22 protein-coding genes and 1 pseudogene are annotated in these 23,647 nt (G+C 32.3%); 20 read left to right on the forward strand and 3 right to left on the reverse strand.

All coding sequences use genetic code 11. From position 1 onward, the window contains the following. The first annotated feature begins 210 nt into the window (after positions 1 to 210). The 7 genes from accB to M1D64_RS06385 all read left to right on the forward strand — a co-directional run bounded on the left by accB (position 211) and on the right by M1D64_RS06385 (position 5,390). Positions 211 to 690 (forward strand): acetyl-CoA carboxylase biotin carboxyl carrier protein, encoded by a 480-nt coding sequence (gene accB, locus M1D64_RS06355; protein ID WP_002483202.1) that lies wholly within the window; start codon positions 211 to 213, stop codon positions 688 to 690. Beyond that, the gene (gene accC, locus M1D64_RS06360; RefSeq protein WP_002483203.1) at positions 690 to 2,048 is read left to right on the forward strand and encodes an acetyl-CoA carboxylase biotin carboxylase subunit; all 1,359 of its coding nucleotides are present in this window, start codon (positions 690 to 692) and stop codon (positions 2,046 to 2,048) included. The genes accB and accC overlap by 1 nt, the downstream gene beginning before the upstream one ends. Before the next feature lie 12 nt (positions 2,049 to 2,060). After that, positions 2,061 to 2,423: an Asp23/Gls24 family envelope stress response protein gene (locus M1D64_RS06365; RefSeq protein WP_002483204.1), complete on the forward strand. Its 363-nt coding sequence runs from the start codon at positions 2,061 to 2,063 to the stop codon at positions 2,421 to 2,423. Between the two features lie 113 nt (positions 2,424 to 2,536). Beyond that, positions 2,537 to 2,923, forward strand: a complete 387-nt coding sequence (gene nusB / locus M1D64_RS06370) for a transcription antitermination factor NusB (protein WP_011303036.1) — start codon at positions 2,537 to 2,539, stop codon at positions 2,921 to 2,923. Positions 2,924 to 2,937: 14 nt separating this feature from the next. Beyond that, on the forward strand, positions 2,938 to 4,275 hold the full coding sequence (xseA, locus tag M1D64_RS06375; RefSeq protein ID WP_069822006.1) for an exodeoxyribonuclease VII large subunit: 1,338 nt from the start codon (positions 2,938 to 2,940) through the stop codon (positions 4,273 to 4,275). Then, positions 4,268 to 4,513, forward strand: coding sequence for an exodeoxyribonuclease VII small subunit (locus M1D64_RS06380; protein WP_041080639.1), 246 nt, complete (start codon positions 4,268 to 4,270; stop codon positions 4,511 to 4,513). Before xseA ends, M1D64_RS06380 begins: the two co-directional genes overlap by 8 nt. Beyond that, positions 4,503 to 5,390 carry a polyprenyl synthetase family protein gene (locus tag M1D64_RS06385; protein WP_041080640.1) on the forward strand — a complete coding sequence of 296 codons (888 nt, stop codon included), beginning with the start codon at positions 4,503 to 4,505 and terminating at the stop codon, positions 5,388 to 5,390. The genes M1D64_RS06380 and M1D64_RS06385 overlap by 11 nt, the downstream gene beginning before the upstream one ends. Before the next feature lie 162 nt (positions 5,391 to 5,552). On the opposite strand, the pseudogene M1D64_RS06390 reads toward M1D64_RS06385, so the two are convergent. Continuing rightward, positions 5,553 to 5,783, reverse strand: a pseudogene (locus M1D64_RS06390) (IS110 family transposase); the annotation flags it as partial. Between the two features lie 225 nt (positions 5,784 to 6,008). Here M1D64_RS06390 and ahrC point away from each other — a divergent pair. The 9 genes from ahrC to M1D64_RS06435 all read left to right on the forward strand — a co-directional run bounded on the left by ahrC (position 6,009) and on the right by M1D64_RS06435 (position 16,550). Further along, the gene (gene ahrC, locus M1D64_RS06395; RefSeq protein ID WP_037538396.1) at positions 6,009 to 6,461 is read left to right on the forward strand and encodes a transcriptional regulator AhrC/ArgR; all 453 of its coding nucleotides are present in this window, start codon (positions 6,009 to 6,011) and stop codon (positions 6,459 to 6,461) included. A gap of 21 nt (positions 6,462 to 6,482) precedes the next feature. Continuing rightward, on the forward strand, positions 6,483 to 8,165 hold the full coding sequence (gene recN, locus M1D64_RS06400) for a DNA repair protein RecN (protein ID WP_069822005.1): 1,683 nt from the start codon (positions 6,483 to 6,485) through the stop codon (positions 8,163 to 8,165). A 66-nt stretch (positions 8,166 to 8,231) separates the two neighbouring features. Then, entirely contained in the window at positions 8,232 to 9,128 is an 897-nt protein-coding gene (locus M1D64_RS06405) for a phosphate acyltransferase (RefSeq protein ID WP_115340595.1), read from the forward strand. Between the two features lie 1,041 nt (positions 9,129 to 10,169). Continuing rightward, complete coding sequence (lpdA, locus tag M1D64_RS06410) at positions 10,170 to 11,591, forward strand: dihydrolipoyl dehydrogenase (RefSeq protein WP_002483212.1); 1,422 nt, start codon at positions 10,170 to 10,172, stop codon at positions 11,589 to 11,591. Positions 11,592 to 11,607: 16 nt separating this feature from the next. Then, positions 11,608 to 12,606: a thiamine pyrophosphate-dependent dehydrogenase E1 component subunit alpha gene (locus tag M1D64_RS06415; RefSeq protein ID WP_069822003.1), complete on the forward strand. Its 999-nt coding sequence runs from the start codon at positions 11,608 to 11,610 to the stop codon at positions 12,604 to 12,606. Continuing rightward, a complete protein-coding gene (locus M1D64_RS06420; protein ID WP_002483214.1) occupies positions 12,599 to 13,582 on the forward strand; it encodes an alpha-ketoacid dehydrogenase subunit beta in 984 nt (327 codons plus the stop codon). The genes M1D64_RS06415 and M1D64_RS06420 overlap by 8 nt, the downstream gene beginning before the upstream one ends. Before the next feature lie 12 nt (positions 13,583 to 13,594). Then, positions 13,595 to 14,878 carry a dihydrolipoamide acetyltransferase family protein gene (locus M1D64_RS06425; RefSeq protein WP_069822002.1) on the forward strand — a complete coding sequence of 428 codons (1,284 nt, stop codon included), beginning with the start codon at positions 13,595 to 13,597 and terminating at the stop codon, positions 14,876 to 14,878. Positions 14,879 to 15,111: 233 nt separating this feature from the next. Next, on the forward strand, positions 15,112 to 15,549 hold the full coding sequence (brxB, locus tag M1D64_RS06430) for a bacilliredoxin BrxB (RefSeq protein ID WP_002483216.1): 438 nt from the start codon (positions 15,112 to 15,114) through the stop codon (positions 15,547 to 15,549). 11 nt (positions 15,550 to 15,560) lie between these two features. Further along, positions 15,561 to 16,550 (forward strand): aromatic acid exporter family protein, encoded by a 990-nt coding sequence (locus M1D64_RS06435; protein ID WP_002483217.1) that lies wholly within the window; start codon positions 15,561 to 15,563, stop codon positions 16,548 to 16,550. Positions 16,551 to 16,777: 227 nt separating this feature from the next. On the opposite strand, the gene prli42 is transcribed toward M1D64_RS06435, so the two are convergent. Then, on the reverse strand, positions 16,778 to 16,876 hold the full coding sequence (gene prli42, locus M1D64_RS06440) for a stressosome-associated protein Prli42 (RefSeq protein ID WP_150873476.1): 99 nt from the start codon (positions 16,874 to 16,876) through the stop codon (positions 16,778 to 16,780). A 187-nt stretch (positions 16,877 to 17,063) separates the two neighbouring features. Here prli42 and M1D64_RS06445 point away from each other — a divergent pair, with 187 nt between their 5' ends. From M1D64_RS06445 to M1D64_RS06460, 4 genes are all read left to right on the forward strand, one after another. Beyond that, positions 17,064 to 18,200: a M20/M25/M40 family metallo-hydrolase gene (locus M1D64_RS06445; RefSeq protein WP_002483218.1), complete on the forward strand. Its 1,137-nt coding sequence runs from the start codon at positions 17,064 to 17,066 to the stop codon at positions 18,198 to 18,200. 68 nt (positions 18,201 to 18,268) lie between these two features. Beyond that, the gene (gndA, locus tag M1D64_RS06450) at positions 18,269 to 19,678 is read left to right on the forward strand and encodes an NADP-dependent phosphogluconate dehydrogenase (RefSeq protein WP_002483219.1); all 1,410 of its coding nucleotides are present in this window, start codon (positions 18,269 to 18,271) and stop codon (positions 19,676 to 19,678) included. A 227-nt stretch (positions 19,679 to 19,905) separates the two neighbouring features. Further along, positions 19,906 to 20,910 (forward strand): LacI family DNA-binding transcriptional regulator, encoded by a 1,005-nt coding sequence (locus tag M1D64_RS06455; RefSeq protein ID WP_041080651.1) that lies wholly within the window; start codon positions 19,906 to 19,908, stop codon positions 20,908 to 20,910. A gap of 11 nt (positions 20,911 to 20,921) precedes the next feature. Next, the gene (locus tag M1D64_RS06460) at positions 20,922 to 22,586 is read left to right on the forward strand and encodes a glycoside hydrolase family 13 protein (protein ID WP_069822001.1); all 1,665 of its coding nucleotides are present in this window, start codon (positions 20,922 to 20,924) and stop codon (positions 22,584 to 22,586) included. 85 nt (positions 22,587 to 22,671) lie between these two features. Here M1D64_RS06460 and M1D64_RS06465 read toward each other — a convergent pair whose 3' ends face one another. Next, positions 22,672 to 23,553: an AraC family transcriptional regulator gene (locus M1D64_RS06465; RefSeq protein ID WP_037538401.1), complete on the reverse strand. Its 882-nt coding sequence runs from the start codon at positions 23,551 to 23,553 to the stop codon at positions 22,672 to 22,674. Between the last annotated feature and the right edge of the window lie 94 nt (positions 23,554 to 23,647).

Genomic DNA, 23,647 nt, shown 5'->3' on the forward strand with positions numbered 1-23,647 from the left:
GAAAGGTTTTTATTGTGTTAAAATAGATAGAATCAAATAATATTATTTAAAATTGCACTAATAGTTTACTTTTGAAATAAGGTATAGTTATATGGAACACTACAAAAGTGAATCAGTTTAATATAGAGAGTATGTATATGCTTGAATTGAGCATATCTCTAAAGTAAAATAAACTAGGTAAATGAAAACAATCTGAAGGAGTCAGTATTTATGAATTTTAAAGAAATTAAAGAATTAATTGAAATTCTTGATCAATCAAGTTTGACTGAAATTAATATAGAAGACAAGGGCAATGTTGTTAATTTAAAAAAAGAAAAAGAAACTGAAATCATTACACCACAAATTTCACAACAACCGATGCAACAATTAGCGCCGCAACAAGGTGTAGCATCAAATCCAGTAGCTACAGGTAGTACAGAAGAAACTACTAGCGATGCAAGTACAACTGACGATAACCTACAAACTATTAATGCGCCAATGGTAGGTACATTTTATAAATCGCCATCACCAGAAGAAAGTGCTTACGTACAAGTTGGTGATTCTGTTACAAACGAATCAACTGTCTGTATATTAGAAGCGATGAAATTGTTTAATGAAATTCAAGCCGAAGTAACTGGGGAAATTGCAGAAATTTTAGTAGAAGACGGTCAAATGGTAGAGTATGGCCAACCGTTATTTAAGGTGAAATAATGAATAAAATTTTAATAGCAAATAGAGGAGAAATTGCAGTAAGAATCATTCGTGCATGTCATGAACTTGGATTGCAAACAGTGGCAATATACTCTGAAGGAGATAAAGACGCACTACATACTCAAATTGCTGATGAAGCATATTGCGTTGGCCCAACTCAATCTAAAGATTCTTACTTAAACATCCCAAACATTTTATCAATAGCAACTTCTACTGGATGCGACGGTGTTCATCCAGGGTACGGGTTTTTAGCAGAAAATGGAGATTTCGCAGAATTATGTGAAGCATGCCAGTTAAAATTTATTGGACCTAGCTATGAATCAATTCAAAAAATGGGGATTAAAGATGTAGCTAAAGAAGAAATGAAACGTGCAGAAGTACCTGTAGTTCCTGGTAGCGAGGGGTTAGTTCAAGATATCAATGAAGCTAAAAAAATCGCTACTGAAATTGGCTATCCAGTAATCATTAAAGCAACTGCTGGTGGCGGTGGTAAAGGGATTAGAGTGGCACGTGACGAAAAAGAACTTGAAACTGGTTTTAAAATGACACAACAAGAAGCAGAAACTGCATTTGGCAATAATGGCTTATATCTAGAAAAATTCATTGAAAATTTCCGTCATATTGAAATACAAATTATGGGTGATAGCTTTGGTAATGTTGTACATTTAGGTGAGCGTGACTGTACAATTCAACGAAGAATGCAAAAATTAGTTGAGGAAGCTCCTTCACCGATACTTACCGAAGAAAAACGCCAAGAAATGGGAAATGCAGCAGTCAGAGCAGCAAAAGCCGTAAATTATGAAAATGCTGGGACGATAGAATTCATTTATGACTTAGATACGAATGACTTTTATTTTATGGAAATGAACACGCGAATTCAAGTTGAACATCCAGTTACAGAGATGGTTACGGGTGTAGACTTAGTTAAACTACAATTGAAGGTTGCAATGGGTGAAAAACTTCCTTTCAAACAAAAAGATATTAAAATCGAGGGACATGCAATGGAATTCAGAATCAATGCTGAAAATCCATATAAAAATTTCATGCCTTCTCCAGGTCAAATCACTCAATATTTAGCTCCAGGCGGTTTTGGTGTGAGAATTGAATCAGCTTGTTATACTAATTATACGATTCCACCTTATTATGATTCTATGGTAGCGAAACTCATTGTTCATGAACCAACACGAGAAGAAGCAATTATGACAGGTTTACGCGCACTAGGTGAGTATCTTGTTCTTGGCATTGATACAACAATCCCATTCCATATTCGTTTACTAAATAATGATATTTTTAGAAGCGGCGTATTTAATACGAAGTTTTTAGAAACACATAATATTATGGATGATCAATCTAAATAGGAGGTAATTGACATGGTCAAAGTTTCAGAAACCTCACATTCCCAATTAGGTAAAATAGAAATAGCACCCGAGGTATTAACAGTCATAGCTAGTATTGCCACTTCAGAAGTAAAAGGTATACAAGGGCATTTTAAAGAATTAAAAAAAGGCAGCATTGAAAACATTAGCAAAAAACAGCTTAGTCGCGGTGTTAAAGTAGATACAAATGATGAAGGCATCTATATCGATGTATATTGTTCATTAGCGTATGGTATCAATATATCGGAAACTGCTAAAAAAATTCAACAAGCTATTTATAATTCGTTAACGACGATGACAACAATTGAACCTAGTCAAATCAATATTCATATTACACATATAGAACCAATAAATTAAAATTATAAAAGCAAATTTACTTTAAATTCATTTTGCGAAAAGCGATTGCTTCTATTTTAAGCATCTCTTTTCGTTAATGGTTTACTATAATACTATGCTTGAAGGAGTTTATAATGAGTCGAAAAGAATCCAGAACGCAAGCCTTTCAAACTCTATTTCAACTTGAAATGAAAAATAGCGATTTAACAATTGAAGAAGCAATCAGTTTTATTAAAGATGATAATCCAGATTTAGAATTCGAATTCATCAGTTGGTTAGTAACTGGCGTTAAAGATCACGAAGTTGTGCTAGATGAAAAAATCCAACCTCATTTAAAGGACTGGACTTTAGCACGATTGTTAAAATCTGATCGAATTATCTTAAGAATGTCTACATTTGAAATGTTACATAGTTCAACACCACAAAAAGTAATTATCAATGAAGCTGTTGAATTAGCAAAACAATTCAGTGATGATGATCATTACAAATTTATAAACGGTGTATTGAGCAATATTGAATAGAAGAGTGATATAACATGTCAGAATATTTAAGTGTAACTTCGTTAACTAAATATATTAAATATAAATTTGATCAAGATCCTCATTTACAATCCGTATTGATTAAAGGCGAATTATCTAATTTTAAAAAGCATAGTAGTGGACATCTGTATTTTAATGTAAAAGATAAAAACAGTGTCATCAGTGCAATGATGTTTAAAGGAAATGCATCAAAAATTGATTTTGAACCTAAAGAAGGGGACGAAGTGCTATTAGAAGCACGTGTTTCTGTCTATGAACGTCGTGGTAATTATCAAATATACGTTAATAAAATGCATATGGATGGAATAGGTAATCTTTATCAAAAATTAGAGCAGTTAAAAAAGAAATTAACTAAAGAAGGCTTTTTTGATCAAAGTCATAAGAAAGTGATACCTAAATTCCCCCAAAAAATAGCTGTGCTAACAGCCGGAACTGGCGCTGCAATACGAGATATTCATACGACTATTAATAGTAGGTATCCATTAGCAGAACAAGTTCAGATCAATACACTTGTTCAAGGAGAACAAGCTAAAAGCGACATTATTGAAAAAATTAATCAAGCTGATGCTTTGAATGTTGATACAATTATTATCGGTCGTGGCGGAGGCTCTATCGAGGATTTATGGAATTTCAATGAAGAAGATGTCGTTAAAGCCATCTATAATTGTCAAACACCGATTATTTCCGCAGTAGGACATGAAACTGATTTTACATTAAGTGATTTTGTGGCAGATGTAAGAGCAGCAACACCAACTCAAGCAGCAGTAATGGCTACGCCGGACCAATATGAATTACGTCAATATTTACAGCAAGCTAATTTATCATTGACTCGATTTATCAAACAATATATGCAGCAACAACGAAAACATTTGGAACATGTTGCATCTTATTATAAATTCCAAACGCCTTCACTACTTTATGATCAACAAATACAAAAACGTGATGATCTTGAGAAACAACTTAAGTTGTCTTTGAATTTGAAAATTAAAAATCAGCAACAACAATTACAGTTACTCTTTAACAATTTCAATTTAAAAACGTTTAAACAACGTATTAAAAGAGACCAATTAACAAATAATCAAAAACGTGTTGAATTAAGTAAAGTCATGCATAATTTACTTGATAATCAAAAAAACAATCTTGCTAGAAAACTAGAAAATCTTAATAATTTAAGTCCTACTAATACTATGTTGCGTGGTTATACAATCGTAAATAAGGATGATAAAGTTATTACCAGTACGAAAGACTTGGCTGAAAATGATAATATTGTGTTAACAATGAAAGATGGCGTTGTTGATGCACAAGTAAAGAAAGTAAGGTGTAATGATGAGTAATAGTAATACACAAAGTTTTGAAGAAATGATGAAAGAACTAGAAACAATCGTTCAAAAATTAGACAATGAAAATGTTTCTTTAGAAGAATCTTTAAACCTATATCAACGTGGTATGAAATTATCGGCTACTTGTGATGAAACATTAAAAGATGCTGAGAAAAAAGTAAATGAATTGATGTCTGATGAAAATACTGACAATAATGACGATACTGAGAAGGTAGATAGTGATGATAAATAAAAAAATGGAACATTTAACTGAAGAAGTTAATCAATTGTTATCTGAAACAATTCCAAATTCAAAACTAAATACTAATCTAGAAGAAAGTATGCGTTATTCACTAGAAGCAGGTGGTAAACGCATAAGACCTGTATTATTACTGTTAACTTTAGAAATGTTAACAGATCAGTATAAAAAAGGATTTTCATCAGCACTTGCACTAGAAATGATACACACATATTCATTAATACATGATGATTTACCACCAATGGATAATGATGATTATCGTAGAGGTAAATTAACAAATCATAAAGTATTTGGAGAGTGGAAAGCGATACTAGCAGGTGATGCGTTACTAACTAAAGCATTTGATATGATTGTAAACGATGATTCACTTAATGATGTTGCTAAAGTTAAATTAATCAAACGTTTATCCTTTGCTAGCGGCCATCTGGGTATGGTAGGTGGCCAAACGCTTGATATGCAAAGCGAAGGTGCAGAAACAAATATTGATCTAGACACTTTAGAGAAAATTCATAATGCAAAAACAGGTGCACTATTAAAATTTGCAGTCATGGCAGCAGTCGATATTGCTGAACCAGAAAATGAAGTTTCCAATGCTTTAGAATCATATAGTGAACATTTGGGATTAATGTTCCAAATCAAAGATGATTTATTAGATATTTATGGTGATGAAGCAAAACTTGGTAAAGCTGTCGGTAGTGATATTGAAAATGATAAAAGTACCTATGTTTCACTTTTAGGCCAACAAGGGGCTGAAGACAAATTGAAACATCATACTGACAAAGCTTACAAATGTTTAAATCAATTACCAAAACAATATAATACTGACAATTTAGTTTATATTATAGAACTTTTTAATAATCGTGAATCATAAAATCAAATGTGTTTATTTAAGAGTCTGGGACAAAAATGGATGTTTCGGACTCTTTCCTACGATTAGTCAACTGGTTATATAGTAAATTAAGTATACTAAATAAACCTTATGATTTAATATTTTTAAATAAGGTGTTAATCTATATTTGTAATTATGATTATTTTAATGTGGGGACATTTGATAGTCATATTGCTTATTATTGGTAACTAAATAATGAATTGTTTTTAACAAGCGATTCATACAAGCTACCATGGCAGTCTTATGAGTTTTCTCATGAGGCTGCTTTTTAATTTATAGTAATAATCAATAATGTGATTATCGTAATGTCGCTGACTCCGAATTATATTGATCACAATGAAAAATAACGGTCTCCGTTTTTTTATTTCCTTGTTTTATTTAGTTTTGTACTATTCAATAAATATTCAGCATACGCATAATATGATATAAGTCATGATTGAAATGCTTCATATTTAGAATCACTGAAAAAGTATTGTCAAGACTATAATTACAACGGAATATCCATTTAAGTAAGTAAAATTATAAACCGTCTTTAGTAGTCGAATGCTATGGCTTGTGGTAAAATCAATGTATAAATATTCGTTTATAGAGGTGCTATATATGGCTAAAAAATCGGTAAGACATATAAAAATAAGAGAAATAATTTCAAATGAAAAAATTGAAACACAAGATGAATTAGTAAAGCGATTAAATGAATATGAATTAAATGTTACCCAAGCGACCGTTTCTAGAGACATTAAAGAACTACAACTTATAAAAGTTCCCACGCCAGCGGGGCAATATGTTTATAGTTTACCAAATGATAGAAAATATCATCCTTTAGAAAAATTGGGTCGTTATTTAATTGACTCATTTGTAAATATTGATGGAACCGGTAATTTATTAGTATTAAAAACACTACCAGGTAATGCGCAATCTATTGGTGCAATATTAGACCAAATCGATTGGGAAGAGGTATTAGGTACAATTTGTGGTGACGATACTTGTTTAATTATTTGTCGAGATGATGCTGCAAGCGAGAAGATTAAAAAACGCATCTTTAATTTATTATAAGTATAAGGAAGTGTTAAAAGGATGCTCCAAACGCTATCTATAAAACAATTTGCAATTATTGATGAACTCGAAGTTCATTTTGGTGATGGATTAACTGTCCTAAGTGGTGAAACAGGTGCTGGTAAATCAATTATAATTGATGCAATTGGTCAATTAATTGGCATGCGTGCTTCATCTAACTATGTACGACATGGTGAAAAAAAAGCTATTATTGAAGGTATTTTTGATATTGATGAGAGCAAGGAAGCAATTTCTATATTAGAAGCTCTAGATATTGATATCGACGAAGATTTTCTTCTAGTAAAAAGAGAAATTTTCAGTACTGGCAAGAGTATGTGCAGAGTTAATAATCAAATCGTAACTCTACAAGATTTACGTAAGATTATGCAAGAATTACTAGATATTCACGGTCAGCACGAAACACAGACACTATTAAAACAAAAATATCATCTGCAACTTCTTGATAATTATGCTGAAGACAAATATAAGAAATTACTAAATTCGTATGTGGCTACTTTTGACCAGTACAAAGCCAAAAAGAAAGAACTAGAAGATTTAGAGTCTGCGGACCAGGCTTTATTACAACGTTTAGATTTGTTGAAATTTCAACATGAAGAATTACAAGAAGCAAATTTGGTTGAAGGTGAAGTTAAGCAACTCGAAACTGATATTAAACGTATACAAAATTCTGAAAACCTAAACTTAGCATTAAATAATGCACACCTCACATTAACTGATGAACATGCAATAACAGATCGATTATATGAATTAAGTAATCAATTACAATCAATTAGTCATATATTACCTGAAAAATATGATTCATTGAAAGAAGAGGTGGATCAATTTTATTACACCTTAGAAGACGCTAAACATCAGTTATATGATGAATTAACGAATACAGAGTTTGATGAACAATATTTAAATGAACTAGAGTCTAGAATGAATGTACTCAACGATTTGAAAAGAAAATATGGCAAGGATATTAGTGAACTTATTACTTATCAAAGTAAACTGGCTAATGAAATTGATAAAATTGAGAATTATGAAGAAAGTACCTCTCAATTAAGACAAGAAATTGATACGTTATACGATAAAGTAATTAATTTAGGTGAACAATTATCTAAAGAGCGACGTAGTGTTGCACAAACATTAAGAAATCATATTGTAGAAGAAATTCAAAACTTACAAATGAAAGATGCTAACTTAGAAATTTCATTCAAACCACTAGATGTTCCTAATCGTGAAGGTATTGAATTTGTTGAATTTTTAATTAGTCCTAATAAAGGTGAGCCACTTAAAAGTTTAAACAAAATCGCATCTGGAGGCGAATTATCTAGAATTATGTTGGCGCTTAAAACCATTTTTGTCAAAACAAGAGGTCAAACAGCAATATTATTTGATGAGGTTGATTCTGGCGTTTCTGGTCAAGCTGCACAAAAAATGGCAGAAAAAATGAAAGACTTAGCTACTTATATTCAAGTTATATGTATTTCACATTTACCACAAGTAGCAACGATGAGCGACCACCATCTATTTATAAGCAAAGACACTACAGATGACCGTACAACTACACATGTACAAGAATTATCTGGCGATGAACGTGTAACGGAAATAGCAAGGATGATATCTGGCGCAAGCGTTACAGAACTCACACGTCAAAATGCGAAAGAAATGATTGAGCAAAACCAACGTTTACGTGAATAAGCAAAGTGTAATTTCTTAATTTATTATAAAAATTATTTTTATAAAATAAGAAAGGTGTTGATTTTCATGCAATATCAACATTTAATTGAGCCTAAAAAAGTGTTAAAAGGTGATGTTGCCATTTTATTTGCCAACGATGAAAAAATGTTATCTGTCGTTATAGATGCATTATCGCTAACAGATATTGATGTTTATCTCTATGATACGCAAGACCCTACCGAAATTATCCGATCATTTGACGTCGAAGTACAAATATTAAATAGAATTCATATCCTAACATTTGAGGATGAGAACAAATTATTTCAACAGTGTGCACATGATTTAGCTACTGGTAAAGCGTCTTTATTGATGAAGGGAAATATTGCGTCTTCAATTTTATTAACATTTGTATTAGGCAACAAAAATTTTGTTGATTATCATGGTTTTTTAAATCACGTAGCATGTTTTCACATCCCTAATTATCACAAAACGCTTATGCTGAGCGATTCAGCTTTTAATATTAGTCCTACAGTTGAAGAGAAGAAACAAATAATTAATAATTTATCAAAATTTGCAATGTCACTGGGTTATGTAAAATTTAAAATTGCCTTGCTTTCGTCTGTAGAAAAACCAATTAAAAAAATACAATCTTCTTTGGATGCTGTGAAATTAAAGCAAATTTTCAGTCGGAAACAATCGGAATTTTTATTCGTTGATGGTCCTTTTGTATTTGAAAATGCAATTAGTATGCAAAACGTGATTAAGAAAAATATTAAATCGTCGGTTGCAGGGGACGCCGACGCATTACTCGTTTCACATATTGATGTTGGTGATGCATTGTATAAATCATTCACTTATTTCGGAGAAGCACGCGTTGCAAGTTTAATATTAGGGGCAAAATTTCCAATCGTATTAACATCTCGTTCAGATACAAAGCAAAATAAATTAGACTCCTTACTTTTAGCGCTAAAAGTGTTAAACTAACGTAATTTTTCTATTGAAGTGTCATATTATATTTTTCGGGATAGGTTATTAATTTTATAATGCCTTTAATTGATGTAAAATATAAATGGATATCATAAATTGGTTAATATTACCGTAGTTTTGAAAACTTAAAACTTGAATTCATGTAGCATCAATCAATATTTTCACTTTAAATGAACCAAGGTATTCCGTATAACATTAAAAATTAAATTACAGTTGTGTTTATGATATGGGGACGTCCTGACATTCTATTTAACGCAAGATGATCATTCGCCTAAAATTTTTAAATATGGTGTACATGTAGCGAAACTGAGTGGTATTATTGTTTATGGTTTTAGATGTTCATTAATGATGTTTTTTACCGATGCGCTTATAGTCATTGAGGCATTAATGATTATAACGATAGGAAGATATCTTAGGGAAAAGAATGCCGACATTTTCACGTATTAATTTCAAAAGTGTTTGCTTGATTAAAAGGTAATGTTTATTTAAAGATTTAATCTTGATATCACTGTTATTGACATACTTTTTTGAAATTGTATTACAGTTGGTTCATAAAAAATTGAAAATATATTCGATAACGATGATTAATTATCTAGTACATGACTTTTAAATGTATGTAGCGGGAATGTTCAAAAACCAGATGATACAATTACAATTTTACACTTAAAGAAATGAATCACTTTTTAAGTAAAAAGGTGGTTTCATTAGTGTGTACTAAACAATTGATTGAATACTACTAATCAACTGAATAATTATCTAAGCCATATAATTAATATATTTTCGATATATGAGTGAGTCAAAAAGTGAAAATCGTTACATGGAGCTACATAGGCGTATTAAGCTGAAACGAGTCGAATGGTTTACATGAGGCATTAAAATTTAAAGAACAGGGTTTAGAAAAATTAAAAATCTTAGTTTCTTGGATTACAATAGAACCTATTTATCCAGGTTACAGCGCAAAGGCAACTATGGCAATAGGTACATGAATAGTATTAACAATAGCTGAAATTGCTGAGGTTTATAGTTAGGAGCAAAAAAATGTCAGAAGAAAAATATGATTTAGTGATACTAGGTGGAGGCACTGCAGGTTATGTATCTGCAATTAGAGCATCACAGCTAGGAAAAAAAGTGGCACTTGTAGAGCAATCGCTTTTAGGTGGAACTTGTTTACATAAAGGATGCATACCGACAAAAGCATTATTAAAATCCGCAGAAGTTATGAGGACAATATCCAATGCTACTGATTATGGTGTGGATGTGGATAACTTTAAAGTTAACTTTTCTCAGATGCAATCAAGAAAAAATGATATCGTCAATCAGATGTTTAATGGTGTAACACATTTGATGGAACATAATAAAATTGATGTGTTTAATGGCGTTGGCCGTATATTAGGCCCTTCTATATTTTCACCTCAAAGTGGTACAGTATCTGTAGAATTTGAAAATGGTGAATCAGAATTAATACCTAATAACAATGTACTTATCGCTACTGGATCACAACCAATGAACTTACCATTTTTGCCGTTTGATCATAAAATCGTCTTATCTAGTGATGACATCTTAAAATTAGAAGCGTTACCTAAATCACTAGCCATTATTGGCGGGGGTGTTATAGGTTTAGAATTTGCGTCTTTAATGACTGATTTGGGGGTAGACATAACGGTCATCGAAGCAGGAGAACGTATTTTACCAACTGAAAGTAAATCAATTGCCAATACATTAAAGAAAGAATTAACACAACGCGGTGTTTCGTTTTATGAAAATACACAACTTACTGAATCGCAAATTACAATTGAAGCAACAGGTATTGATATTAAATTAAATGAAGAAGTCACTCATTTTGAAAAAGCTTTAGTGGCAATTGGTCGCAAACCAAATACTGAAGATATTGGTTTAAATAACACAAAAATAAAATTGTCTAATAGCAATCATATTATCGTCAATGAATTCCAACAAACAGAGGACAAACATATATATGCAGCAGGTGATTGCATTGGAAAGTTACAACTTGCTCATGTAGGTTCTAAAGAAGGTACTACAGCAATTGAACATATGTTTGATAAATCACCTTTACCATTGGATTATAATAAGATGCCAAAATGTGTGTACACACAACCTGAAGTAGCGAGTATTGGACAAAATCTAGAACAAGCAAAAGCGAATAACTTAAATGCAAAAGCTTTTAAAGTGCCGTTTAAAGCGATTGGTAAGGCAGTTATTGAAAATGTTACAAATCAAAATGGCTTTTGCGAAATCGTAATCGATCAAGATAATGATACTGTACTTGGCTTAAATATGATTGGGCCTCATGTAACAGAATTAATTAACGAAGTATCATTGTTGCAATTTATGAATGGATCAACTTTAGAACTTGGATTAACAACACATGCCCATCCATCACTTTCAGAAGTGTTAATGGAACTAGGCTTAAAAGTTGAAAACAGATCGATTCACGTTTAATTAAGGAGGAAATAAGATGTTTGATTATAAATCGGTTGGACTTGAAGCGTCCGACTTACAAACGATGTATAAATGGATGGACTTAGGTCGTAAAATAGATGAGCGCATGTGGTTATTAAATCGCGCAGGGAAGATTCCATTTGTCATTAGTTGTCAAGGACAAGAAGCTACTCAAATTGGGATGGCATATGCTATGCGTGAAGGTGATATATCTTCACCTTATTACAGAGACTTAGCATTTGTAACTTATATGGGTATGACAGCATTAGACTCAATGTTGGCTGCATTTGGTAAACGTGATGATATAAACTCTGGTGGTAAACAAATGCCTTCTCATTTTGGGAAAAGAGAAAAAGGTATATTATCACAGAGTTCACCTGTCGGGACACAAATTGTACATGCTGTAGGTGCAGCGTTAGCTTTAAAAATGGATAAAAAACCAAATATTGCAATGGCAACGGTTGGTGAAGGAAGTTCGAACCAAGGTGATTTTCATGAAGGCCTTAACTTTGCTGGCGTCCACAATCTTCCTTTTATTTGTGTAATAGAAAATAATAAATATGCCATATCTGTTCCTGATTCTTTGCAATATGGTGCTGAAAAATTATCTGACCGTGCCATTGGTTATGGTATGCACGGGGAACATGTTGACGGTAATGATCCCATTGCAATGTACAAAGTGATGAAAGAAGCGCGTGAACGTGCATTGAATGGTGAAGGTTCAACACTTATTGAAGCTATGTGTACTAGAATGACTGCGCACTCATCAGATGATGATGACAAGTATCGTACTCAAGAAGAACGAGATGGTTTAAAATCCTTAGACTGTAACCTCAAATTTAAAACATTTCTGCTTGAAGAAGGTATTATCGATGAAACATGGTTAGAAAAAATCGAAACGGAACATAAAGAAATCGTAAACCAAGCAACAAAAGAAGCTGAAAAAGCACCTTATCCATCTCCGGAAGAAACTTACACACACGTTTACGAAGAAGGGAGCTCAATCAATGCCTAAATTAAGCTATTTAGAAGCAATTCAACAAGGATTAGATCAAGCCATGGCTAAGGATGATGACGTATTCGTCTTAGGTGAAGATGTTGGTAAAAAAGGCGGTGTATTTGGTGTTACTTTAGGTTTACAACAAAAATATGGTGAAGCACGTGTTTTAGATACACCACTTGCAGAATCTAATATTGTTGGTACTAGTATTGGCGCGGCGATGTTAGGTAAACGACCAGTTGCAGAGATTCAATTCGCTGAATATATTTTACCAGCCACAAATCAAATTATGAGTGAAGCTGCAAAAATGAGATACCGTTCAAATAATGATTGGCATTGTCCGATTACGATTCGCTCTCCATTTGGTGGTGGCATACACGGTGCGCTTTATCATTCACAAAGTGTCGAATCTATTTTTGCTAACACACCTGGTCTAACAATCGTAATTCCTTCTACACCTTACGATGCAAAAGGGCTTTTACTGTCATCAATAGAGTCTAATGACCCAGTGTTATATTTCGAACACAAAAAAGCTTATCGGTTATTAAAAGAGGAAGTACCTGAATCTTATTATACGGTGCCAATTGGTAAAGCTGATGTTAAGCGTGAAGGTGATGATATTACAGTATTCACTTATGGACTTTGTGTGAATTATTGTATTCAAGCAGCTGATATGCTTGCTGAAGATGATATCAATGTTGAAGTAGTTGATTTACGTACAGTGTATCCATTAGATAAAGAAACGATTATTGAAAGAGCCAAATTAACTGGTAAAGTGTTGTTAGTTACTGAAGATAATCTTGAAGGTAGTGTCATTTCTGAAGTTGCTGCCATTATTGCAGAAAATTGTTTATTCGATTTAGACGCACCAATTATGAGACTTGCTGGACCTGATGTTCCTTCTATGCCATTCGCACCACCACTTGAAGATGAGTTTATGATTAATCCAGATAAGATAAAAATTAAAATGCGTGAACTCGCAGAATTCTAAGGAGGCACTATAATGGAAATAAAAATGCCTAAACTCGGTGAAAGTGTGCATGAAGGCACAATAGAACAGTGGTTAGTTTCAGTAGGCGATAAAGTTGAAGAATATGATCCACTATGCGAAGTTATTACTGATAAAGTAACTGCAGAAGTACCTTCATCATACGCCGGCACAATTCGTGAAATAATCGTAAATGAAGGTACTACTGTTGCTGTTGACGAAGTCATTTGCATATTAGATGCAGACGACCAAACACTTGAAACTGCCACTGAAAATGAGACAGAATCAGAAACGCAAGATAATACATCAAATGAAGATATTGAAAAAGATCATCAGGATAGTGAATTAACAAATCAATCTGCTAATGCTCAAAGTAGTGAAGCTAAAAATAATGGTCGTTATTCTCCAGTTGTATTTAAATTAGCTTCTGAAAATGATATCGATTTATCACAAGTTGTTGGTACTGGTTTCGAAGGTCGTGTAACTAAAAAAGATATTGAAAAAGCAATCAAAGAAGGTACAAGTAAAACGTCTTCTAATATCATTTCACCTAAAGATTCGCCTAAAGTTTCTAAACAAGCAGTATATAATGAACCATCACCTGGTTCATCTATACCTGTAAATGGCGTTCGTAAACAAATCGCGCAAAATATGGTCAATAGTGTAAATGAAATACCACATGCATGGATGATGGTAGAAGCAGATGCCACTAACTTAGTAAAAACGCGAAATTATCATAAGCAAAGTTTTAAAGAAAGTGAAGGTTACAACTTAACATTTTTCGCATTCTTCGTTAAAGCTGTGGCTGAAGGATTAAAAGCATATCCATTACTTAATAGTAGTTGGCAAGATTCAGAAATCGTTATGCATAAAGATGTGAATATCTCGATTGCTGTGGCAGATGAAGATAAATTATATGTGCCAGTGATTAAAAATGCTGATGAAAAATCAATTAAAGGTATTGCTAGAGAAATAAATGAGTTAGCACAAAAAGCTAGAAATAAAAAATTACGCTCAGAAGATATGCAAGGTGGAACATTCACTGTAAATAATACTGGAACATTTGGTTCAGTTTCATCAATGGGTATCATCAATCACCCTCAAGCGGCGATACTACAAATTGAATCAGTTATTAAAAAACCAATTGTTATTGATGATATGATAGCTATTCGTAATATGGTCAATTTATGTATTTCAATTGATCACCGTATCTTAGATGGCTTACAAGCTGGTAGATTTATGAATTTCGTTAAAACACGTATTGAACAATATTCAATAGAACATACGAGCATTTATTAATATAAAAAAAATTGACCAATGTTAGATAAGAGTATAATCATGTGATATCAAACTTAATGTTATATATCATGTGATTGTGCTTTTTTTATATCATTAATTAAATGAACAGGTTTGATTTAAAATGATTATTTAAATATTAGGAAATGATACAATATAACGCACACCTGTTGAAGTATTCTATATATATTAGTAGAATAAAAGTATTAATCTAGAAATGAAGGGTGAAGTTGATTATGGACTTAAATTTTGATTTATATATGACAGACGTTGTTAATCAAGCTAGAAATGAAATTGAAGAAGCTGGTTATGAACAATTAACTAGTGCAGATGAAGTGGATAATGTATTAAAACAAGAAGGCACTTCTTTAGTAATGGTCAATTCTGTATGTGGTTGCGCAGGCGGTATTGCTAGACCAGCAGCAACACATGCTTTACATTATGATAAATTACCTGATCGTTTAGTAACAGTATTTGCGGGTCAAGATAAGGAAGCAACTCAACGTGCTAGAGATTACTTTGAAGGTTATGCACCATCAAGTCCTTCATTCGCATTGATTAAAGATGGTAAAGTAACTGAAATGATAGAAAGACATCAAATAGAAGGTCATGACGTAATGAACGTCATCACACAATTACAAAATTTATTCGATAATTATTGTGTCGAAAAATAGAGGCGTAAAAAATGATTAGTTTAAATCCCTATAGAATTGGATTTAGAACAATTAAAACTGCTGTTGGAATGGCGCTTGGTATCATTATTGCCAAATTAATTGGCCTTGATAATTTTGCTTCAAGCGCTATTTTAGTTGTTTTATGCATTAAGCATACGAAAGTACATTCACTACAAGCCATTGTATCACGCTTTGTATCTTGCTTTATGATTTTAATATTTGGCTCTATTGCTTTCAGCCTTTTAGGGCAACATGCAATCGTATTAGGCATCATCGTATTGTTTTTTATACCACTAACTGTGGTATTTAAAGTTCAAGAAGGCGTGGTAACAAGTTGTGTTATTTTATTACATGTGTTTAATGCTCAAACAATCGATTTACATTTATTTATAAATGAAATTTTATTGCTCGTTGTCGGATTAGGAATAGCTTTTTTAATGAATAGTATTATGCCTAGTTTAGATAGCAATTTAAAGCATTATAAACAACAAATTGAACAACAGTTCACAGCAATTTTTGAAACATTTAGCAAAACATGTCAAAAACCTAATATATCGATTGATATTTCTTTCAAACAATTAAAATTCACGATTCGTAAAGCAAAATCTATTGCGTTTAGAGATGTTAAAAACCATTTTGTTAGAAACGAAAACTCTTATTATCATTATTTTGATATGAGAGAAGAACAATTAGAATTATTGCATCGTATGGCTTTAATTATAGAAAATATTGAAACAAAGGACTGTATGTTAACTAAGATTTCTAATTTATTTGCCGAAGTAGCTACGAATGTAAATAGCAATGACTATACTGCATTACGTTTACATTCTTTATATGAAATAAGATTAGAACTGAATGAGGCAGAGTTACCCACAACACACGAATCATTTAGAACGAGAGCAAGTTTATTACAATTATTAAATGAATTAGAAGCCTATTTGGCTGTTAAATCACAATTCGGTTCATTAAGGTTACATAGCGATCAAAAAGTTACCATTTAAACAAATCAATGAAACAGGCCGGGACAACAATTTGTCTCGGCCTGTTTCATTGATTTGAGGTATAAGTAACTAAATTGATGATATTTTTAATATGCTTTTCTAATAGCAAATTACTACACTCATATAATTCAAATGAGATTTGAGTAAAGATCATACTCATGTTTCAGTCATTTTAAATGCGATTATTAAATTATATTACTTACACACATTTATTAATACATTAACGATTAATTTACTAATGGCACGACGCTCGTCAAGATTAATGCAAGAACGACAGCTATTAACATAACTACGATAATAACTCTTAATACTTTATTATTATTCAAAATTATTCCTCCAACTTATCTAATTTCATCAATATCATGCACATAATTAAATACGCATCAATATATATTTATATACATATTATATCACATAGCATCTACATACGTTGAATCATATTAGTTTTACTGCTCTATATAATTCGTTAAACTGAACTATAAGACATATAAATATTAGAATGGGGAATTATAGATGATTAACGAACAACGACTTTTAGACACATTCTTAGAATTAGTCCAAATAAATTCTGAGAGTGGTAATGAACAAATGATTCAATCACATCTCAAATCACAATTTGAATCATTAGGATTATTAGTTCAAGAAGATAATGCTAGTAAAAATGAAAATTTAGGTGCTAACAATTTGATTTGCACTTTACCTGCTACATCAAATTTAGATCATATAGATAAAATTTATTTTACTAGTCATATGGATACTGTTGTCCCCGGTTTAAATGTAAAACCTCAAATTAAAGATGATGGATACATATATTCTGATGGAACTACAATTTTAGGTGCTGATGATAAAGCAGGGTTAGCTGCTATTTTAGAATGTATAAACGTTTTAAAAGAACAAAACATACCTCATGGTCAAATCCAATTCGTTATTACTGTTAGTGAAGAATCAGGACTTGAGGGTGCAAAAGCATTAGATCAAACCTTATTAGATGCCAATTATGGATATGCTATTGATGCCAGTGTTGGCGTAGGTACAACTGTGACACATGCCCCCACTCAAATGAAAGTAAATGCTACAATCTATGGAAAGACCGCACATGCGAGTACCCCAAGTAAAGGCGTAAGCGCGATTAATATAGCAGCTAAAGCAGTAAGTGAAATGAAATTAGGACAAATAGACGACTATACTACTGCAAATATTGGACGATTTGAAGGTGGCTCTGCTACAAATATTGTTGCAGATAAAGTTACACTTAAAGCTGAAGCACGCTCTCATTCAGATAAAAGTATTGAATCTCAAGTACAGCATATGAAAACAGTGTTTGAAGAAACGACAGAAAAATATGGATGTACTTCTGAAGTTGAAATCATTAAGAGCTATCCTGGTTTTAAAATTCATGACGAAGCTACAGTAACTCAAGTAGCAAAGGCAAGTGCAACTGCATTAGGCTTAAAACCTAACACTGTGATGGCAGGTGGAGGATCAGATGGTAATATCATTAATCAATTGGGAATTCCTACTGTTATTTTAGGCGTAGGTTATGAAAACATTCACACAACTGAAGAACGCATGCCAATAAATGCTTTAAATTTATTAACAAAACAATTACTTAAAATTGTAGAAATAATTACTCAACAATCTACGAACTGATTAAGTGATTATTATTATCGCTTTGTGATATAATATACTAGAAAACTTTAATAAGAGAGGTTAGTTAAATGACACAACAAATTGGTGTAGTAGGTTTAGCCGTAATGGGTAAAAACCTTGCTTGGAATATTGAATCTCGTGGATATAGTGTTTCAGTATTTAATCGTTCTTCAGAAAAAACTGATGAAATGGTTAAGGAATCTGAAGGAAAAAACATACATCCAACATACTCTATAGAAGAATTTGTTAATTCTCTAGAAAAACCACGTAAAATTTTATTAATGGTTAAAGCTGGTCCAGCAACAGATGCAACAATTGATAGCTTATTACCATTATTAGACAATGATGATATATTAATTGATGGTGGTAATACAAACTATCAAGATACAATCAGACGAAATAAAGCACTTGCTGAAAGTGGCGTTAACTTTATCGGCATGGGTGTATCAGGCGGAGAAGTTGGCGCGTTAACTGGTCCTTCATTAATGCCTGGTGGTCAAGAGGCTGCTTTTGATAAAGTAAGTGACATATTAGAATCTATCTCTGCCAAAGCAGATGATGGTGCTGCTTGTGTAGCTTACATTGGACCAAATGGCGCTGGACACTACGTCAAAATGGTTCACAATGGTATTGAATATGCAGACATGCAATTAATTGCTGAAAGTTATGCAATGATGAAAGATTTACTTGGTATGTCTCATGAAGAAATTTCTCAAACATTTAAAGATTGGAACGCTGGCGAATTATCAAGTTATCTAATTGAAATCACTGGTGATATCTTTACAAAATTAGACGATAACGCTGATGATGCTTTAGTTGAAAAAATACTAGATACAGCTGGTCAAAAAGGTACTGGTAAATGGACTTCAATTAACGCTTTAGAATTAGGTATTCCATTAACAATTATTACTGAATCAGTATTTGCGCGTTTCATTTCATCAATTAAAGAAGAACGTGTAAATGCTTCAAAACAATTAAATGGACCTAATGCTAAATTCGAAGGTAATAAAGATGAATTCTTAGAAAAAATACGTAGAGCACTATATATGAGTAAAATTTGTTCATATGCACAAGGTTTTGCTCAAATGAGAAAAGCAAGTGAAGATAACGAATGGAACCTAAAATTAGGCGAATTAGCCATGATTTGGCGTGAAGGTTGTATTATTCGTGCGCAATTCTTACAAAAAATTAAAGAAGCTTATGATAATGATACTGAGTTACAAAACTTATTATTAGATCCATATTTCAAAGATATTGTAACTAATTATCAAGACGCATTACGTGATGTTGTTGCAACTGGTGTACAAAATGGTGTTCCAACACCTGGTTTCTCTGCAAGTATTAACTATTATGACAGTTATCGTTCAGAAAACTTACCAGCTAACTTAATTCAAGCACAACGTGATTATTTTGGAGCACATACTTATGAACGTAAAGACCGTGAGGGTGTCTTCCATACACAATGGATTGAAGAATAATACGATTTTAAAATTCTAATTGTATTTGTATCATAGAGGAGTCCAAGACATTATTGTTTAAATAATAATGTCTTGGCTCTTTTTTATATGCTAGTAGATTTTAGAGAAAGAAAAAATATTTTTGCGCAAACGTTTGCACAAATCTTTTGACTTTGGTTTATATTTTCTTTATTATTTATTTTAGCAAGAGAAAGCGCTTTATTAGTTAATTAAAGGATGTCGTTATATTGGTAACTATAAAGGATATTGCAAATGTAGCAAATGTGTCTCCTTCTACTGTTTCCCGTGTGATTAGTGGTAATAGTCGCATAAGTGTAGCCACACAGGAAAAAGTGAAAAAAATAATGGCTGATTTTAATTACCAGCCAAACCATGCTGCAAGAACGCTCATAACAAAAAAATCAAAAACAATTGGTATTATTCAAAAGCAAGGTGACAAAGCAACAAGACAAAATCCATTTATTATAGAAGTATTGTCTGGTGTTTATATTGAATGTAAATACTATGATTATGCAACCATATCTACAACAGGTGAGCAAACTAGTGAAATCATAGCTGAAGTAAAACATATGATTCAGTCTCATGCAGTTGAAGGATTTATATTGCTTTATTCAAAAGAAAACGACGAGATTGCTAATTTATTAAAACAACATGCCATACCTTATGTTGTTATAGGTAAACCAATCAACAATGAAAATGTGGTACATATAGATAATGATAATATTTTGGCATCACAATTATTAACGCGCTATTTAATAGATTTAGGACATAAAACGTTTCTATTTTTAGCGGAGATGGGTGATTATGAGGTAGTGAAAGATCGCATTAAAGGTTATAAACAAACATTGAAGGTTGCTAATTTAAAACCGAGTATAATGTTTACAGATTTGAGTCGCCAACAAATTATAAATCACTTAAAGGCGCTTGTTACTGAAAACGCTTTACCAACTATCATTATTACCTCCGACACTATGCTTAATCAACTCGTTTTAAGTGCACTATATGAATTGAATATTACTATTCCTGAAGACATACAAACTGCAACTTTTAATGACTCATATATATCAGCATACGCAGCACCACCACAAACTGCTGTAGATATTCAACCTCAATTACTAGGTAAAGCTGCAGGTGAAAGTATTATTAAATTAGTAAAAGATAGCCACATTGAATATATGAATAAAATCATACCAACGCATATCATTAATCGTTGCTCAACCAAAAAATATTAGGAGGAAACATTATGAATAAACAATGGTGGAAAGAAGCTGTCGCATATCAAGTTTATCCAAGAAGCTTTAATGACTCAAACAATGATGGTATCGGTGACTTACCGGGTGTTATAGAAAAGTTGGATTATTTAAAGGACTTAGGTATCGATGTTATTTGGTTAAGCCCAATGTATAAATCACCAAATGATGATAACGGATATGATATTAGTGATTATAAAGATATTATGGATGAATTTGGTACGATGCATGATTTTAATCAATTACTAGAAGGTGTACATAAACGTGGCATGAAATTAATCCTTGATCTTGTTGTTAATCATACTTCAGATGAACATCCTTGGTTCATTGAATCAAAATCAAGCAAAGACAACCCCAAGCGAGATTGGTACATCTGGAAAAAGCCAAAATCAGATGGTTCTGAACCAAATAATTGGGAAAGCATATTTAATGGTTCAACTTGGGAATTTGATGAGCAAACTCAAGAATATTATTTCCATTTGTTTAGTAAAAAACAACCTGATTTAAACTGGGATAATCCAGCAGTTCGTAATGAAATATTTGATATGATGAATTGGTGGTTTGAAAAAGGAATTGATGGTTTTAGAGTAGATGCAATTACACATATAAAAAAATCATTCGAGTCTGGAGATTTATCCGTACCTGAAGGTAAAACATATGCACCGGCATTTGATGTTGATATGAATCAACCTGGCATTCAAACATGGTTACAGGAAATGAAAGATAAATCACTAAGTCAGTATAATATTATGACTGTAGGCGAAGCCAATGGTGTTAATCCAGATAATGCAGAGGATTGGGTAGGGGAAGATAAAGGCAAATTTAACATGATATTCCAATTCGAACATTTAGGTTTATGGAACACCGGTGACGTAAAATTTGATGTAAAATCATACAAAACTATATTAAATAGATGGCAAAAGAAACTAGAAAATGTAGGTTGGAATGCGTTATTTATAGAAAATCATGATCAACCTAGACGTGTATCTACATGGGGAGATGACAAAACGTATTGGTATGAATCTGCAACAAGCCATGCAATTGTTTATTTCTTACAACAAGGCACCCCATTTATTTATCAAGGACAGGAAATAGGTATGACAAATTATCCATTTGAAAGCATCGAGACTTTTAATGATGTCGCCGTAGTTAATGAATACAATATTGTAAAAGCGCAAAATGGTGATACGTCTGCATTATTAGAAAAACATAAAATGGAAAATAGAGATAATTCAAGAACGCCTATGCAATGGAACCAAAATAAAAATGCTGGATTTTCTGATCATCAACCGTGGTTCCCAGTAAATCCTAATTATCAACAAATCAATGTTGCTGAACAACAAGATAATCCAAATTCAATACTCCATTTTTATAAAGCAATGATTCAATTGAAAAAATCTGATGATGTCTACACATATGGTAAATTTGATCTTGTTGATACAAATAATGAACAAGTATTCGCATATACAAGAACATTAGATGATAAGCAGGTCTTAATTGTCGGTAATCTTACTGATCAAATAACATCTTTAAATATGCCTGATTATATGTCCAATCATAGCAATCATATTTTACTTCATAACTATAAAGACCGCGCTATTAACATGAATGCATTACGACCTTTTGAAGCATTTGTCCTTGATTTAACAAACAAATAAAAATAAACCGAGCCTACAAACGTCTCAGCTTAGCCAATAGATAGACCCACCACAATAATGAGTGGTGGGTCTATCTATTTATATTTTATCGGTTTGTTTCATCATAATCTAAGTATTGTTCTTGATCTACAGGCATCCATAATTGAATTTTACAAAATGGATCATCAAATGAGATATCAAATGGATATACTTCAACGTAAAGACTATTGTGTTCATAAGGTAAAGTCATTTGTAAGCTTGTTTCTATATAATACCATGCCTCATTCACAACATAGTCTAACTCACCTTGTAGATTAAATTTTGCATATTGCCTTTCTGGAAGATATCTACTTTCTAAATGAGACGGATACCTTTCACTAGGCACACCAACAAATATTTCCATACCTTCATCTAGCGGACAATTTACTACAAACAATTCATGTGGACTAATATCATTGTAACGTTGTAGCTCCTTGATTTTTCCATCTTTCATTAAGTCCTCAAGAAAATCTGGTACCTTAAAAGGATTCTCTAAATGTTCTGAATCGATAAATTGTGCATAACCAACTAAAGCTATGCCCGCTGTATCCTCTAAACGATATGCATTGGGCGGTTTATCTGTTGTTGTTAATTTAATATATAAACGTGGTTGCATCTTTAGCTCTTCACGTTTTGTGTTGACTTGAATAGGTGAAACCCCGTGAAAGTCACTAAAATCATTTGCAAAAGCATTTGTGTCACTGTAATGATATTTTTTAGCAATATCCATTAATCGACTAGATCCACTTATAATTTCATTCGCTGCTAATGTCATTCTACGAGACCTAGCATATTCTGTCGGAGATTGACCAACAATCATTTTAAACGATTGATCAAGGTGATATGGTGAAAGACCAACGTAATCACTGAGTGCTTGCAAATGAAAAGGCACTAATAAATGATCTTCTATATAAACAATTGCCTGTTGTATTTGCTTGATAACGTCCAAAACTTTCACTCCTAAACTAGATTTTCCATTCAAATAACAAACCATAAACTATCTACTGATAGAGCACGAATCAAATTCACAACGAATCACTTTT

The organism is Staphylococcus sp. Z5-21 (assembly GCF_056529615.1).

What these genes read in the sequence shown, in the direction of transcription:
- accB (WP_002483202.1), top strand. Translation starts at nt 211, where the DNA reads ATGAATTTTAAAGAAATTAAAGAATTAATTGAAATTCTTGATCAATCA.
- accC (WP_002483203.1), top strand. Translation starts at nt 690, where the DNA reads ATGAATAAAATTTTAATAGCAAATAGAGGAGAAATTGCAGTAAGAATC.
- M1D64_RS06365 (WP_002483204.1), top strand. Translation starts at nt 2,061, where the DNA reads ATGGTCAAAGTTTCAGAAACCTCACATTCCCAATTAGGTAAAATAGAA.
- nusB (WP_011303036.1), top strand. Translation starts at nt 2,537, where the DNA reads ATGAGTCGAAAAGAATCCAGAACGCAAGCCTTTCAAACTCTATTTCAA.
- xseA (WP_069822006.1), top strand. Translation starts at nt 2,938, where the DNA reads ATGTCAGAATATTTAAGTGTAACTTCGTTAACTAAATATATTAAATAT.
- M1D64_RS06380 (WP_041080639.1), top strand. Translation starts at nt 4,268, where the DNA reads ATGAGTAATAGTAATACACAAAGTTTTGAAGAAATGATGAAAGAACTA.
- M1D64_RS06385 (WP_041080640.1), top strand. Translation starts at nt 4,503, where the DNA reads ATGATAAATAAAAAAATGGAACATTTAACTGAAGAAGTTAATCAATTG.
- ahrC (WP_037538396.1), top strand. Translation starts at nt 6,009, where the DNA reads ATGGCTAAAAAATCGGTAAGACATATAAAAATAAGAGAAATAATTTCA.
- recN (WP_069822005.1), top strand. Translation starts at nt 6,483, where the DNA reads ATGCTCCAAACGCTATCTATAAAACAATTTGCAATTATTGATGAACTC.
- M1D64_RS06405 (WP_115340595.1), top strand. Translation starts at nt 8,232, where the DNA reads ATGCAATATCAACATTTAATTGAGCCTAAAAAAGTGTTAAAAGGTGAT.
- lpdA (WP_002483212.1), top strand. Translation starts at nt 10,170, where the DNA reads ATGTCAGAAGAAAAATATGATTTAGTGATACTAGGTGGAGGCACTGCA.
- M1D64_RS06415 (WP_069822003.1), top strand. Translation starts at nt 11,608, where the DNA reads ATGTTTGATTATAAATCGGTTGGACTTGAAGCGTCCGACTTACAAACG.
- M1D64_RS06420 (WP_002483214.1), top strand. Translation starts at nt 12,599, where the DNA reads ATGCCTAAATTAAGCTATTTAGAAGCAATTCAACAAGGATTAGATCAA.
- M1D64_RS06425 (WP_069822002.1), top strand. Translation starts at nt 13,595, where the DNA reads ATGGAAATAAAAATGCCTAAACTCGGTGAAAGTGTGCATGAAGGCACA.
- brxB (WP_002483216.1), top strand. Translation starts at nt 15,112, where the DNA reads ATGGACTTAAATTTTGATTTATATATGACAGACGTTGTTAATCAAGCT.
- M1D64_RS06435 (WP_002483217.1), top strand. Translation starts at nt 15,561, where the DNA reads ATGATTAGTTTAAATCCCTATAGAATTGGATTTAGAACAATTAAAACT.
- M1D64_RS06445 (WP_002483218.1), top strand. Translation starts at nt 17,064, where the DNA reads ATGATTAACGAACAACGACTTTTAGACACATTCTTAGAATTAGTCCAA.
- gndA (WP_002483219.1), top strand. Translation starts at nt 18,269, where the DNA reads ATGACACAACAAATTGGTGTAGTAGGTTTAGCCGTAATGGGTAAAAAC.
- M1D64_RS06460 (WP_069822001.1), top strand. Translation starts at nt 20,922, where the DNA reads ATGAATAAACAATGGTGGAAAGAAGCTGTCGCATATCAAGTTTATCCA.